Source organism: Kosakonia sacchari SP1, from assembly GCF_000300455.3.
GTDB lineage: Bacteria > Pseudomonadota > Gammaproteobacteria > Enterobacterales > Enterobacteriaceae > Kosakonia > Kosakonia sacchari.
This window is the reverse complement of the sequence record NZ_CP007215.2, coordinates 89,288-102,447: the sequence shown is the minus strand read 5'-3', so window position 1 is coordinate 102,447 and position 13,160 is coordinate 89,288. Positions and strand designations below refer to the sequence as shown.

12 protein-coding genes are annotated in these 13,160 nt (G+C 54.9%); 9 read left to right on the top strand and 3 right to left on the bottom strand.

Features of this window, described 5'->3' with window-relative positions:
• Positions 1-121 precede the first annotated feature (121 nt).
• Together slmA and C813_RS23480 are read left to right on the top strand one after the other, a co-directional pair.
• Positions 122-718 (top strand): nucleoid occlusion factor SlmA, encoded by a 597-nt coding sequence (gene slmA / locus C813_RS23485; RefSeq protein ID WP_017458168.1) that lies wholly within the window; start codon positions 122-124, stop codon positions 716-718.
• Between the two features lie 179 nt (positions 719-897).
• On the top strand, positions 898-1,914 hold the full coding sequence (locus tag C813_RS23480; RefSeq protein ID WP_017458167.1) for an SMP-30/gluconolactonase/LRE family protein: 1,017 nt from the start codon (positions 898-900) through the stop codon (positions 1,912-1,914).
• Positions 1,915-1,947: 33 nt separating this feature from the next.
• Here C813_RS23480 and pyrE read toward each other — a convergent pair whose 3' ends face one another.
• Both pyrE and rph read right to left on the bottom strand, forming a co-directional pair.
• On the bottom strand, positions 1,948-2,589 hold the full coding sequence (pyrE, locus tag C813_RS23475; RefSeq protein WP_017458166.1) for an orotate phosphoribosyltransferase: 642 nt from the start codon (positions 2,587-2,589) through the stop codon (positions 1,948-1,950).
• 182 nt (positions 2,590-2,771) lie between these two features.
• Positions 2,772-3,488 (bottom strand): ribonuclease PH, encoded by a 717-nt coding sequence (gene rph / locus C813_RS23470; protein WP_017458165.1) that lies wholly within the window; start codon positions 3,486-3,488, stop codon positions 2,772-2,774.
• A gap of 122 nt (positions 3,489-3,610) precedes the next feature.
• Here rph and C813_RS23465 point away from each other — a divergent pair, with 122 nt between their 5' ends.
• Both C813_RS23465 and C813_RS23460 read left to right on the top strand, forming a co-directional pair.
• Positions 3,611-4,474 carry a YicC/YloC family endoribonuclease gene (locus C813_RS23465; RefSeq protein ID WP_017458164.1) on the top strand — a complete coding sequence of 288 codons (864 nt, stop codon included), beginning with the start codon at positions 3,611-3,613 and terminating at the stop codon, positions 4,472-4,474.
• Positions 4,475-4,741: 267 nt separating this feature from the next.
• Positions 4,742-5,359, top strand: a complete 618-nt coding sequence (locus C813_RS23460; protein ID WP_017458163.1) for a trimeric intracellular cation channel family protein — start codon at positions 4,742-4,744, stop codon at positions 5,357-5,359.
• On the opposite strand, the gene ligB is transcribed toward C813_RS23460, so the two are convergent.
• A complete protein-coding gene (gene ligB / locus C813_RS23455; protein WP_025263793.1) occupies positions 5,353-7,032 on the bottom strand; it encodes an NAD-dependent DNA ligase LigB in 1,680 nt (559 codons plus the stop codon). The two genes, C813_RS23460 and ligB, sit on opposite strands and share 7 nt — an antisense overlap.
• A gap of 257 nt (positions 7,033-7,289) precedes the next feature.
• Between ligB and gmk the strand changes: the two genes are divergently transcribed.
• The 5 genes from gmk to recG are packed head-to-tail and all read left to right on the top strand — an operon-like array spanning position 7,290 to position 13,158.
• On the top strand, positions 7,290-7,913 hold the full coding sequence (gene gmk / locus C813_RS23450) for a guanylate kinase (RefSeq protein ID WP_017458161.1): 624 nt from the start codon (positions 7,290-7,292) through the stop codon (positions 7,911-7,913).
• Positions 7,914-7,967: 54 nt separating this feature from the next.
• On the top strand, positions 7,968-8,243 hold the full coding sequence (gene rpoZ / locus C813_RS23445) for a DNA-directed RNA polymerase subunit omega (protein ID WP_007369481.1): 276 nt from the start codon (positions 7,968-7,970) through the stop codon (positions 8,241-8,243).
• A gap of 18 nt (positions 8,244-8,261) precedes the next feature.
• Positions 8,262-10,379 carry a bifunctional GTP diphosphokinase/guanosine-3',5'-bis pyrophosphate 3'-pyrophosphohydrolase gene (gene spoT / locus C813_RS23440; protein ID WP_017458160.1) on the top strand — a complete coding sequence of 706 codons (2,118 nt, stop codon included), beginning with the start codon at positions 8,262-8,264 and terminating at the stop codon, positions 10,377-10,379.
• 4 nt (positions 10,380-10,383) lie between these two features.
• On the top strand, positions 10,384-11,073 hold the full coding sequence (trmH, locus tag C813_RS46905) for a tRNA (guanosine(18)-2'-O)-methyltransferase TrmH (RefSeq protein WP_017458159.1): 690 nt from the start codon (positions 10,384-10,386) through the stop codon (positions 11,071-11,073).
• 3 nt (positions 11,074-11,076) lie between these two features.
• Positions 11,077-13,158, top strand: a complete 2,082-nt coding sequence (gene recG, locus C813_RS23360; protein ID WP_017458158.1) for an ATP-dependent DNA helicase RecG — start codon at positions 11,077-11,079, stop codon at positions 13,156-13,158.
• Positions 13,159-13,160 lie beyond the last annotated feature (2 nt).

Here is a 13,160-nt window from a genome sequence, read left to right as displayed (position 1 = left end):
GCCCTATTTAACGCATCACACGGCGAAATAACGCGATAACATCACCGCAAACGCACTACGTTTGCGGTCGCCTTGTGGTTGCTCGCCTGACAAGTGCTTATTTTCAGGGGTATTTTGGAACATGGCAGAAAAACAAACTGCGAAAAGGAATCGTCGCGAGGAAATACTTCAATCTCTGGCGCTGATGCTGGAATCCAGCGATGGAAGCCAGCGTATTACGACGGCAAAACTGGCGGCGTCCGTTGGCGTTTCTGAAGCGGCGCTGTATCGCCACTTCCCCAGTAAAACGCGCATGTTCGACAGCCTGATTGAATTTATCGAAGATAGCCTGATTACCCGTATCAACCTCATTTTAAAAGACGAGAAAGACACCACTGCGCGTCTGCGTCTGATTGTGCTGCTGATTCTGGGCTTTGGTGAACGTAATCCCGGTTTGACACGCATCATGACCGGCCACGCGCTGATGTTCGAACAAGATCGCCTGCAAGGGCGCATTAGCCAGCTTTTCGAACGCATTGAAGCGCAGCTGCGCCAGGTGCTGCGCGAACGCAAGATGCGTGAAGGCGAAGCCTACGCGACAGATGAAACGTTACTGGCAAGCCAGCTGCTGGCGTTTTGCGAAGGGATGCTATCGCGCTTTGTGCGCAGTGAGTTTAAATACAGTCCGACCGAAGATTTCGACGCCCGCTGGCCACTGTTAGCCGCGCAATTACAGTAATACCTCATGCAGCCCTCGTGGCTGCATTCTCATTTCCCTGCAATCTGTGAAAAAGCACAACGTAATTCGTTAAGATGCCAGATGTCGCGGCGTCGCGGATTCCCTACCCTCCCTCTGGCAGTATCTTTCCACTTAAGCGAAACATCCTCATAAATACCCTACAAATAAGGAGACGCTTGATGGCAACATCACGTCGGGAACTGCTTAAACTCAGCGGTATTGCCACCGCATCACTGCTTTTAAGTCAAAAGAGTATTGCCTCCTGGACACCCTCGGCCCGCTATCCCGATCCCAGCATCGTCGCGCTGGATGACAGCTTTCGCGACTATATGGTTTCCAGCGCCAAAGTAGAGCAGATAGCCACCGGATGCCGCTGGGCAGAAGGGCCCGTCTGGTTTGGCGATACCCGCATGCTGTTGTGGAGCGATATTCCCAACAACGCGGTCATGCGCTGGGATGAAGCTACCGGTGCAACCAGTGTTTTTCGCCAGCCTTCCAATAACGCCAACGGCCACGCCCGTGACAGACAAGGGCGTTTAATCAGCTGTGAGCACGATACCCGCCGCATTACGCGCACAGAGTATGACGGCACGATCACCGTGCTGGCAGAGAGCTATGACGGCAAGCCGCTGAATTCACCGAACGATATAGCGGTGAAATCCGACGGCTCCATCTGGTTTACCGATCCGCCATTTGGCATCGCCGGTTTTTATGAAGGGCACAAAGCCACGCCGCAGTTGCCGCAAAACGTTTACCGCCTGGATCCTGAAACCCACAAGCTGGAAGTGGTGCTGGGCGATGTTAAAGGTCCAAACGGCATTTGCTTCTCGCCGGATGAAAAAACGCTGTTTGTGGTAGAAAGCCGCGCGACGCCTAATCGTTTAATTCTGGCGTGGGATATCGAAGGTGATCAGCTAAAAAATCGGCGAGTACATATCGACTGCGGTAACGGCACGGCAGACGGCATTGCCATCGATATGCATGGCAATCTGTGGTGTGGCTGGGGAATGGGTACTGAGGAGCTGGACGGCGTACGCGTGTTCAATCCGCAAGGCAAAGCGATTGGGATGATCCACCTGCCGGAGCGCTGCGCTAACTTGTGCTTTGGCGGCGAACAGCGCAATCGCCTGTTTATGGCCTCCAGCACCTCGGTCTATTCTCTTTATGTAAACACTCAGGGCGCGAAGCTGGTGTAAAACGGACCCGGCAGTCGCCTGCCGGGAACACATTTAAACGCCGTACTGCTCGCGGTAGGCGCGCACAGCGGCCAGGTGATCGGCCATCTCTGGTTTCTCTTCCAGGTAGGCAATCAATTCTTTGAGTGTAACAATCGCAATCACGTTGCAGCCATAATCGCGTTCTACTTCCTGAATTGCCGAAATATCACCGCGACCGCGCTCCTGCCGATCCAGAGAAATCAGCACGCCAGCAAGCGTTGCGCCATTCGCCTGGATAATCTCCATCGATTCGCGAATCGCCGTTCCGGCGGTGATTACGTCATCCACCAGCATGACACGACCCTGCAACGCGCTGCCCACCAGATTGCCGCCTTCGCCGTGGGTTTTGGCTTCTTTACGGTTAAAGCAATAAGGCACATCGCGCTCGTGGTGTTCTGCCAGCGCTACGGCCGTGGTGGTCGCGATAGGAATACCTTTGTAAGCCGGGCCAAACAGCAGATCAAAATCGATACCGGAATCCACCAGCGCTTCGGCGTAAAAACGCCCTAACAGAGCCAGATCGCGCCCGGTATTAAACAGCCCGGCGTTGAAGAAATAGGGGCTTTTGCGCCCGGATTTCAGCGTGAAATCGCCAAACTTCAGTACCTGCTTGTTAAGCGCAAATTCAATAAACTGACGCTGATACGCTTTCATGGATCCGCTCCTCATCTCACTTTTCATTATTCACAGATTACGCAAAATACGTCGCGCGACCTCGCGCAGACCACATAAGCCACACCTGGAGAATAGCGCAAGCATGACGTGCGGCAGCCGACAAAGAAACCGCGTGAAGTATAAAGCGCAAAAAAAGGGCGACTCATCAGTCGCCCTTAAAATTAATTCTCTAGCGCCGCCTTCTGCGTCGCGATAATCGATTCGATCCCCCCTCTGGCCAGCGCCAGCAGGGTGAGTAACTCTTCATGGGAGAAAGGCTCGCCTTCCGCCGTACCCTGAACTTCAATCATGCGACCGTCTTCAGTCATCACCACGTTCATGTCGGTTTCAGCTGCGGAGTCTTCCACATATTCAAGATCACAAACGGCTTCGCCATTAACAATACCCACGGAAACCGCTGCAACCATGCCTTTCATCGGGTTAGTTTTCAGCTTACCGGCGGCAACCAGTTTGTTCAGCGCATCCGCCAGCGCAACACACGCGCCGGTAATTGATGCAGTACGCGTGCCGCCATCGGCCTGAATGACGTCGCAGTCAAGCGTAATGGTGAATTCGCCCAGCGCGTTCAAATCAACCGCTGCACGCAGCGCACGCGCGATAAGACGCTGAATTTCCATGGTACGCCCGCCCTGTTTGCCTTTCGCGGCTTCACGCGCGTTACGGGTGTGGGTCGAACGCGGCAGCATGCCATATTCGGCGGTGATCCAGCCCTGGCCCTGACCTTTCAGAAAGCGCGGAACGCCCTCTTCGATGGACGCAGTGCACAGCACTTTGGTATCACCAAATTCAACCAGCACGGAGCCTTCTGCGTGTTTTGTGTAATTACGAGTCAGGGTGACGGGGCGCACCTGGTTGGCGCTACGGCCTGCTGGACGCATGATAATTTCTCCGGCTTATCGAATGTGGCTGCGCATTATACTGGCTTACCAAGGTTATTCCTATCCTGATAAGGCCACGAAAGCTATAATCCCCGCATCTCTCTTTGAAAACGGGAACGTCTATGATCCGCAGTATGACCGCCTATGCCCGGCGTGAAATCAAGGGTGAATGGGGCTCTGCCTCTTGGGAACTGCGCTCGGTTAACCAGCGTTATCTGGAAACTTACTTCCGTCTGCCGGAGCAATTTCGCAGCCTCGAGCCGGTTGTCCGTGAACGTCTCCGTAACCGTCTGACGCGCGGTAAAGTGGAGTGTAATCTCCGTTTTGAGCCTGATGCCAATGCGCAGGGCGAACTGATCCTGAACGAAAAACTGGCTAAACAGCTGGTGAATGCGGCGAACTGGGTCAAAATGCAGAGCGATGAAGGGGAAATCAACCCGGTTGATATTCTGCGCTGGCCTGGCGTTATGGCTGCGCAAGAACAGGATCTGGACGCCATCGCCGCGCAGATCCTCGCCGCACTTGACGGCGCGCTGGATGATTTTATCGTCGCCCGAGAAACTGAAGGTCAGGCGCTGAAAGGGCTGATTGAACAGCGTCTGGAAGGCGTGAGCACCGAAGTCAGCAAAGTCCGCGCTCATATGCCAGAAATCCTGCAATGGCAGCGCGAGCGCCTGGTCGCCAAGCTGGAAGAAGCGCAGGTGCAGCTTGAGAATAACCGCCTTGAACAAGAACTGGTGCTGATGGCGCAGCGCATCGATGTCGCCGAAGAGCTGGATCGCCTTGAAGCGCATGTTAAAGAAACCTACAACATTCTGAAGAAAAAAGAAGCGGTTGGCCGCCGTCTCGACTTTATGATGCAGGAGTTCAACCGTGAGTCGAACACGCTGGCCTCCAAGTCGATTAACGCAGAGGTGACGAACTCCGCTATCGAGCTCAAAGTCCTGATTGAGCAAATGCGCGAGCAGATCCAGAACATCGAGTAATCTCTCTGCAGTACATTGAAAAGGCCCAATGGGGCCTTTTTATTTATCATGCAGCCACTAATTAACTTATGCTTAATTTCATTAATCGCTGCCGTTCACTCGCCATCTATCTTTCTATTTAAATTTAAAAATCATACATATAACTACATTCTAATCCCGAATAACGCATTAGATAAAGTTATCCAAAACAACGCTCCTTAGAAAATCTCAATCGTATGCCTGTGTATAAATCGGCTACCCTGCCGCTTCTGATTTACGGGGGAGCGCATGCTGTTACACATTCTCTATCTGATTGGCATCACGGCCGAGGCGATGACCGGCGCACTGGCGGCAGGCCGGCGCAGAATGGATACCTTTGGCGTGATAATTATCGCCACAGCAACGGCGCTGGGCGGCGGTTCGGTACGTGATATTCTGCTTGGCCACTACCCGATCGGCTGGGTAAAGCACCCGGAATATGTCGTTATCGTTGCCGTCGCGGCAGTATTAACGACTATCTTCGCGCCGGTGATGCCGCATCTGCGCCGTCTGTTTCTGGTGCTTGATGCCCTGGGGCTGGTGGTGTTTTCCATTATCGGTGCGCAGATTGCCCTCGACATGGGTGAAGGCCCGGTTATCGCCGTGATTGCTGCGGTAATTACCGGGGTGTTCGGCGGTGTGTTGCGGGATATGTTTTGTAAGCGTATCCCGCTGGTGTTCCAGAAAGAGCTATACGCCGGAATCGCCTTCGTCTCTGCCGTGCTCTATATCGTTCTTGGTCATATGGTTCCCAGCCACGATATGGTGGTAATTGCAACGTTGTTGTTTGGCTTCATTACGCGGTTACTGGCTATCCGCTGGAAGCTCGGCTTACCCGTGTTCCACTACAAGCACAGCACTCACTGAAACGCTTTTATTCCTTGTTCGCCTAACCAAGCCGAAAGTTGTTCAATCTCGGGAGCATGCATAAAGGCAACGATCTGTCGGGCTTTTTCAGCACCAATTGCCGGGAAACGCTGCCACTCCTTTTCGTTACGTGCGCGCATTTGCTGCCATGTCGTGTCACCAGTGACTTTCAGGGCAGGCTGCGGTAACGGTGTTCCCAGTGCAATAAGCCAGCGAATAAACGGTTTTTCTCGTACCAGCGAAAAGCGATGCCAGAGCTGTAAACCGCGTTCCGGCGAAATGCCTGGCGTCGACTGTAATTGCTCTTTTGTCAGCGCCAGCCAGGAAAAAAGATGTTCGAAGTGATGCGCCTGATTCAATCCCCGCCAGCCACTTTCACCAAGCCCCTCAATCCCCAGCGCTTTTGCCGAGCTGAGCCATACCAGGCGAGCAATAAATTGCTCCTGACATTCCGCAGAAGCATAAAAACAGGTCAACGGGGTAAAACGTGGCGCAGGCGGAACAGGTTTATCGCGAACAAGTGAACGCCACACCACACTGTCGATGCGCGGGATCCCTTGACCGGCAAGGCTGATAGCGATTTGATCGCCAGGTGCAACATCCAGCTCTTGCCAGCGTCTGACAGAGCCCAAATTGACCCGCTGAACGCGCTTATCATCGAGTTGAACCGGTTCCAGCAGAGCCACCGCGGAAATTTTACCGGTGCGCCCAATGGCAAACTGAATATCTTTTACCGTTGCAATTTCCTCGGGCGGTTCATATTTCCATGCCACCACCCAATTACCCTGCCCCGGCAGCCATGTATTTCCCGCCGGTTCGATTCCAGAGCGCACCACAACACCATCGGTGACGAAAGGCAATTCTGAGGTAAACCAACGGCTGCGAAGCTTTTCCACGTCTTCTGCCGTGCTCACTGGCACGCTATATTGCACTTCGTCACTAAACCCCGCTTTGCTGAGTTCCGCTAACTTTTGTGCCAGCGTTGCCGGGCCGTCTGGCCAGGCCCAGACGAAAAACGCCAGATCATTGAGAATGGCGGGCTCGTCGCGGCGCATCATTACACCCGCAACTTTTGCGCGGGCGTTAAGTCCACCGGCCTGTTTCTGAATATGGTTTTCCGTGCGTAAAAACAATTCACCCTGCAATACGCTGTTCGCCAGCGCACCACTCACTTTTTCAGGAATCGATGGGATTGCACGTATTTTTGCCGTCCAGTCTTCACCAGCCAGTCCATCGCCGCGACTGATTGCCTGTGTCAGTTCACCATTGCGGTAGACTAACGTCACCGCGACGCCATCCACTTTTGGCTGCGCCCATAGATCGGTTTTCCCTGCCATCCAGCGCTGTAGCGCTTGTTTACCCGCTAGCTTTTGCACCCCAGTATGCGCGACAGGGTGTTTCACACTGCCGCCCGGTAAAACAGGTGCTGAACTTGCGGGTTCAAGCGCAAAACAGCGTTGCCACGCCGCCAGCCGCGCGCTGAGCTGGTCGTAAACAGCGTCGCTTACCTCACTTGCTCCCTGCTTCCAGTAGTGCTCATTCCACTGGGCAAGTTGCTGCTGAAGGCGGTTAACCTCATCTTGCGCTCTAGATGGCGACCAGACTGGACACACCGCCTGGCTGGACAGGCTCCATAGCAACAGACACACCGCGAATCCGGTTCTTTTCCACATCATCCCTTCTCCTTGTGATAGCGCCGCTGTTATAGCGTGGCCAACGCTGTGCTGACGACATGGAAAGAGAGAGATTGCGAGGAGGGTTCCGGCAATTCACTGCCGCTGTGAAAATTTGCAAATAAAACAGGAAAGCAGGCCGCAAAATGTCAAACTTAGCGGGAAAAAGTGTGACAAAGGCTACGTCACATAGCGCCGATGTGTATAATAGGCACGTATGTAAGTTTCCTTTCGCAATTCACATACAAAAGACTCTCATGGCTCAAGGCACGCTCTATATTGTTTCCGCCCCTAGCGGCGCGGGTAAATCAAGCCTCATTCAGGCTTTGCTAAAAACCCAACCGTTATACGATACGCAGGTTTCTGTTTCGCACACCACGCGCGCTCCGCGTCCGGGTGAAGTGCACGGTGAACACTATTTCTTTGTTAATCATGATGAATTTAAATCCATGATTGGCGAGGACGCGTTTCTTGAGCATGCCGAAGTTTTTGGTAACTATTACGGCACCTCGCGCGCAGCCATTGAGCAAGTGCTGGCAACCGGCGTAGATGTGTTTCTTGATATCGACTGGCAGGGCGCGCAGCAAATTCGCGCCCGTATGCCGCAGGCGCGCAGCATCTTTATTCTGCCGCCATCGAAGCTGGAGCTCGATCGTCGCTTGCGCGGGCGCGGCCAGGATAGCGAAGAAGTCATTACGAAGCGTATGGCGCAGGCAGTTGCGGAAATGAGCCATTACGCGGAATATGATTACCTGATTGTGAATGATGATTTCGATACCGCTTTGGGCGATCTGAAAACCATTATTCGCGCCGAACGTCTGCGCATGAGCCGCCAAAAGCAGCGACATGACGCTTTAATCAGCAAACTATTGGCAGACTGAGCCTGGTTTCAGTATCATGCCCAGTCATTTCTTCACCTGTGGAGCATTTTAAGTATGGCACGCGTAACTGTTCAGGACGCTGTAGAGAAAGTTGGTAACCGTTTTGACCTGGTGCTGGTCGCCGCGCGTCGCGCTCGTCAGATGCAGGTTGGCGGTAAAGATCCGTTAGTCCCGGAAGAAAACGATAAAACCACCGTTATCGCGCTGCGCGAAATCGAAGAAGGTCTGATCAACAACCAGATCCTCGACGTCCGTGAGCGCCAGGAACAGCAAGAGCAGGAAGCCGCAGAACTGCAGGCCGTAACCGCCATTGCTGAAGGTCGTCGTTAATTAACCTGCAGGTCACCCTTGTATCTGTTTGAAAGCCTGAATCAGCTGATTCAACACTATCTGCCTGAAGATCAAATCAAACGTCTCAGGCAGGCGTATCTCGTTGCACGTGACGCTCACGAGGGCCAGACACGTTCAAGCGGTGAACCTTATATCACGCACCCTGTAGCGGTAGCCTGCATTCTGGCCGAGATGAAACTCGACCACGAAACGCTGATGGCTGCACTATTGCATGACGTGATTGAAGATACCCCCGCCACCTACCAGGATATGGAACAGCTGTTTGGCAAAAGCGTTGCCGAGCTGGTGGAAGGGGTGTCGAAACTTGATAAGCTCAAGTTTCAGGATAAGAAAGAAGCGCAGGCCGAAAACTTTCGCAAGATGATTATGGCGATGGTGCAGGACATCCGCGTCATTCTTATCAAACTTGCCGACCGCACTCATAACATGCGCACGCTGGGCTCTCTTCGCCCGGACAAGCGTCGCCGCATCGCCCGTGAAACCCTCGAAATCTACAGTCCGCTGGCGCACCGTTTGGGTATCCATCACATCAAAACCGAACTCGAAGAGCTGGGTTTTGAGGCGCTGTATCCAAATCGCTACCGCGTTATTAAAGAAGTGGTGAAAGCCGCGCGTGGCAACCGTAAAGAGATGATTCAAAAAATCCTCTCAGAAATCGAAGGGCGTTTACAGGAAGCGGGTATTCCCTGCCGCGTTAGCGGTCGCGAAAAGCACCTGTACTCGATCTACTGCAAAATGGTGCTGAAAGAGCAGCGTTTCCACTCGATTATGGATATCTACGCCTTCCGCGTGATTGTTCACGATTTGGATACCTGTTATCGCGTTCTGGGCCAGATGCACAGCTTGTACAAGCCGCGTCCTGGCCGCGTGAAAGACTATATCGCTATCCCCAAGGCGAACGGCTATCAATCTCTGCACACCTCAATGATTGGCCCGCATGGCGTGCCGGTTGAGGTGCAGATCCGTACCGAAGATATGGATCAGATGGCAGAGATGGGGGTTGCCGCGCACTGGGCATATAAAGAGCATGGCGAAAGCAGCACCACCGCGCAAATCCGCGCCCAGCGCTGGATGCAAAGCCTGCTGGAGCTGCAACAGAGCGCCGGTAGTTCGTTTGAATTTATCGAGAGCGTTAAATCTGATCTCTTCCCCGATGAGATTTATGTTTTCACCCCGGAAGGCCGTATTGTCGAGCTGCCCGCTGGCGCCACGCCGGTGGATTTCGCCTATGCGGTGCACACGGATATCGGCCATGCCTGCGTTGGCGCGCGCGTCGACCGCCAGCCGTATCCGCTGTCGCAGTCGCTCTCCAGCGGCCAGACGGTAGAAATTATCACCGCACCGGGCGCACGCCCAAATGCCGCATGGCTGAACTTTGTCGTCAGCTCGAAAGCACGCGCCAAAATCCGTCAGATGCTGAAAAACCTCAAGCGTGACGACTCGGTGAGCCTCGGCCGCCGTCTGCTGAATCACGCGCTGGGCGGAAGCCGCAAACTGGCAGAAATTCCGCCGGAACATGTGCAGCGCGAGCTGGATCGCATGAAGCTCGCCTCGCTCGATGATTTGCTGGCAGAAATCGGCCTCGGCAACGCCATGAGCGTCGTGGTTGCGAAAAACCTGCAGCAAGGGGAAGCCGTGCAAAGCACGCAAGCACCGGCTGGCGCAAACGGTGGTCATCTGCCGATTAAAGGCGCAGACGGCGTACTGATCACCTTTGCAAAATGCTGTCGTCCCATTCCTGGTGACCCAATTGTCGCGCACGTCAGTCCCGGCAAAGGGCTGGTTATTCACCATGAGTCCTGCCGCAACATTCGTGGCTACCAGAAAGAGCCAGAGAAGTTCATGGCTGTCGAGTGGGACAAAGAGACCGCGCAGGAATTTATCACCGAGATCAAGGTGGATATGTTCAACCATCAGGGCGCACTGGCGAACCTGACGGCAGCGATAAATACGGCCTCTTCGAATATTCAAAGCCTGAATACTGAAGAAAAAGATGGTCGCGTCTACAGCGCGTTCATCCGTCTGACGGCGCGCGATCGCGTCCATCTGGCGAATATCATGCGCAAAATCCGCGTGATGCCGGATGTGATAAAAGTCACCCGCAACCGAAACTAACTTTATGAATTCTCAACGTTATGCGCGTATCCGCGAGATGCTCGCCAGGCGTCAGCCGGATCTGACGGTCTGCATGGAGCAGGTTCACAAGCCTCATAACGTCTCCGCCATTATCCGCACCGCGGACGCCGTTGGCGTGCATGAAGTTCACGCTGTCTGGCCGGGTAACCGCATGCGCACCATGGCCTCGTCTGCTGCGGGCAGCAATAGTTGGGTGGAAGTGAAAACCCACCGCACCATTGGCGATGCCGTCAGCGTGCTGAAAGCGCGCGGCATGCAAATCCTCGCAACCCATCTGTCTGATAACGCCGTTGATTTTCGCGAGATCGATTACACTCGCCCGACCTGCATTCTGATGGGCCAGGAGAAAACCGGGATCACTCAGGAAGCGCTGGATCTGGCGGATCGGGACATCATTATCCCGATGACTGGCATGGTGCAATCACTGAATGTTTCTGTGGCATCCGCCTTGATCCTTTACGAAGCGCAACGCCAGCGGCAAAACGCAGGTATGTATGAACGTGAAAACAGCATGTTGCCGGATGAAGTTCAGCAACGTCTGCTGTTTGAGGGTGGCTACCCGGTGCTGGCGAGAGTCGCGAAACGCAAGGGCCTGCCTTACCCTCACGTTAATACGGAAGGCCAAATCGAAGCCGACCCGACGTGGTGGGCAATCATGCAGGCGGCGGGATAACCGATGAAAGGTAAGCTGCTCGATGCGGTGCCATTAAGTTCGCTGACCGGTGTCGGCGCGGCGCAGAGCAGCAAGCTGGCGAAAATCGGCCTGCATACCGTTCAGGATCTCCTGCTTCATCTCCCGTTACGCTACGAAGATCGTACCCAGCTTTACCCAATTGCCGACCTGCTACCAGGCGTTTACGCCACGGTGGAAGGCGAGGTGTTGAACTGTAATATCACCTTCGGCGGGCGCCGGATGATGACCTGCCAGATTAGTGACGGCACGGGCATTCTCACGATGCGCTTTTTTAACTTCAACGCGGCGATGAAAAATAGCCTCGCCACTGGCCGCCGTGTGCTGGCCTACGGGGAAGCGAAACGCGGGAAGTATGGCGCGGAGATGATCCATCCCGAATACCGCGTGCAGGGCGATCTCAGCACCCCGGAATTGCAGGAAACCCTGACGCCGGTTTACCCCACCACCGAAGGCATCAAACAAGCGACACTGCGCAAGCTCACCGACCAGGCGCTGGAATTACTGGCGACGTGCGCCATCAGCGAACTGCTGCCGCCGGAGCTGGCACAAGGCATGATGAGCCTGCCAGAAGCGCTGCATACGCTGCATCGCCCGCCGCCGTCACTGCAATTAAGCGATCTGGAAAGCGGGCAGCACCCGGCGCAGCGCCGTTTGATCCTTGAAGAATTACTGGCGCACAACCTCAGCATGCTGGCGTTGCGCGCCGGTGCGCAGCGTTATCATGCGCAACCACTCAGCGCCAGAGATGAACTGAAAAACCGCCTGCTGGCGTCGCTGCCGTTTAAACCAACCGGCGCACAAACGCGCGTGGTCACCGAGATCGAGCGCGATATGGCGCTGGATATGCCAATGATGCGCCTGGTGCAGGGCGATGTGGGCTCTGGTAAAACGCTGGTTGCAGCACTGGCAGCGCTGCGGGCGATTGCCAATGGAAAACAAGTGGCGATGATGGCTCCCACCGAACTGCTGGCAGAGCAGCACGCTAACAATTTCCGCACCTGGTTCGCGCCGCTTGGCGTGGAAGTGGGCTGGCTGGCGGGTAAGCAAAAAGGCAAAGCGCGCCAGGCACAGCAAGAGGCGATTGCCAGCGGTCAGGTACAAATGGTGGTGGGCACCCATGCCATTTTCCAGGAACAGGTGCAGTTTAACGGCCTTGCTCTGGTGATTATCGACGAACAGCACCGCTTTGGCGTTCACCAGCGGCTGGCGCTGTGGGAAAAAGGTCAGCAGCAGGGTTTTCACCCGCATCAGTTGATCATGACGGCAACACCGATCCCGCGCACGCTGGCGATGACCGCCTACGCCGATCTCGACACCTCGGTGATCGACGAACTGCCGCCGGGCCGTACACCGGTCACTACCGTCGCCATTCCGGATACGCGCCGCAACGAGATTATCGACCGCGTGCGCAGCGCCTGCACCAGCGAAGGCCGCCAGGCCTACTGGGTTTGTACACTGATTGAAGAGTCCGACCTGCTGGAAGCGCAAGCGGCGGAAGCGACCTGGGAAGAGCTAAAACTGGCGTTGCCGGAGCTGAATGTTGGCCTGGTGCATGGCCGCATGAAACCAGCAGAAAAACAGGCGGTGATGCAGGCGTTCAAACAGGGCGAGCTGCATCTGCTGGTCGCCACCACGGTGATTGAAGTGGGCGTGGATGTGCCAAATTCCAGCCTGATGATTATCGAAAACCCGGAGCGGCTCGGTCTTGCGCAACTCCACCAGCTACGTGGCCGCGTTGGGCGTGGTGCGGTGGCCTCCCACTGCGTACTGCTCTACAAATCCCCATTGTCAAAAACCGCGCAAAAACGTCTGCAAGTACTGCGCGACAGTAACGATGGCTTTGTGATTGCGCAAAAAGATCTGGAAATTCGCGGCCCCGGCGAACTGCTTGGTACCCGCCAGACCGGCAACGCGGAATTCAAAGTCGCCGACCTGCTGCGCGACCAGGCGATGATCCCGGAAGTACAACGTGTAGCCCGCCATATTCATGAGCGTTATCCACAGCTTGCCGAAGCGCTGATCGACCGCTGGATGCCGGAAACAGAACGCTACTCCAACGCCTGAGT

Coding starts and splice junctions, on each gene's coding strand:
- C813_RS23480 (WP_017458167.1), top strand. CDS start 898: ATGGCAACATCACGTCGGGAACTGCTTAAACTCAGCGGTATTGCCACC.
- C813_RS23460 (WP_017458163.1), top strand. CDS start 4,742: ATGCTGTTACACATTCTCTATCTGATTGGCATCACGGCCGAGGCGATG.
- slmA (WP_017458168.1), top strand. CDS start 122: ATGGCAGAAAAACAAACTGCGAAAAGGAATCGTCGCGAGGAAATACTT.
- rpoZ (WP_007369481.1), top strand. CDS start 7,968: ATGGCACGCGTAACTGTTCAGGACGCTGTAGAGAAAGTTGGTAACCGT.
- C813_RS23465 (WP_017458164.1), top strand. CDS start 3,611: ATGATCCGCAGTATGACCGCCTATGCCCGGCGTGAAATCAAGGGTGAA.
- pyrE (WP_017458166.1), bottom strand. CDS start 2,589: ATGAAAGCGTATCAGCGTCAGTTTATTGAATTTGCGCTTAACAAGCAG.
- gmk (WP_017458161.1), top strand. CDS start 7,290: ATGGCTCAAGGCACGCTCTATATTGTTTCCGCCCCTAGCGGCGCGGGT.
- ligB (WP_025263793.1), bottom strand. CDS start 7,032: ATGTGGAAAAGAACCGGATTCGCGGTGTGTCTGTTGCTATGGAGCCTG.
- trmH (WP_017458159.1), top strand. CDS start 10,384: ATGAATTCTCAACGTTATGCGCGTATCCGCGAGATGCTCGCCAGGCGT.
- recG (WP_017458158.1), top strand. CDS start 11,077: ATGAAAGGTAAGCTGCTCGATGCGGTGCCATTAAGTTCGCTGACCGGT.
- rph (WP_017458165.1), bottom strand. CDS start 3,488: ATGCGTCCAGCAGGCCGTAGCGCCAACCAGGTGCGCCCCGTCACCCTG.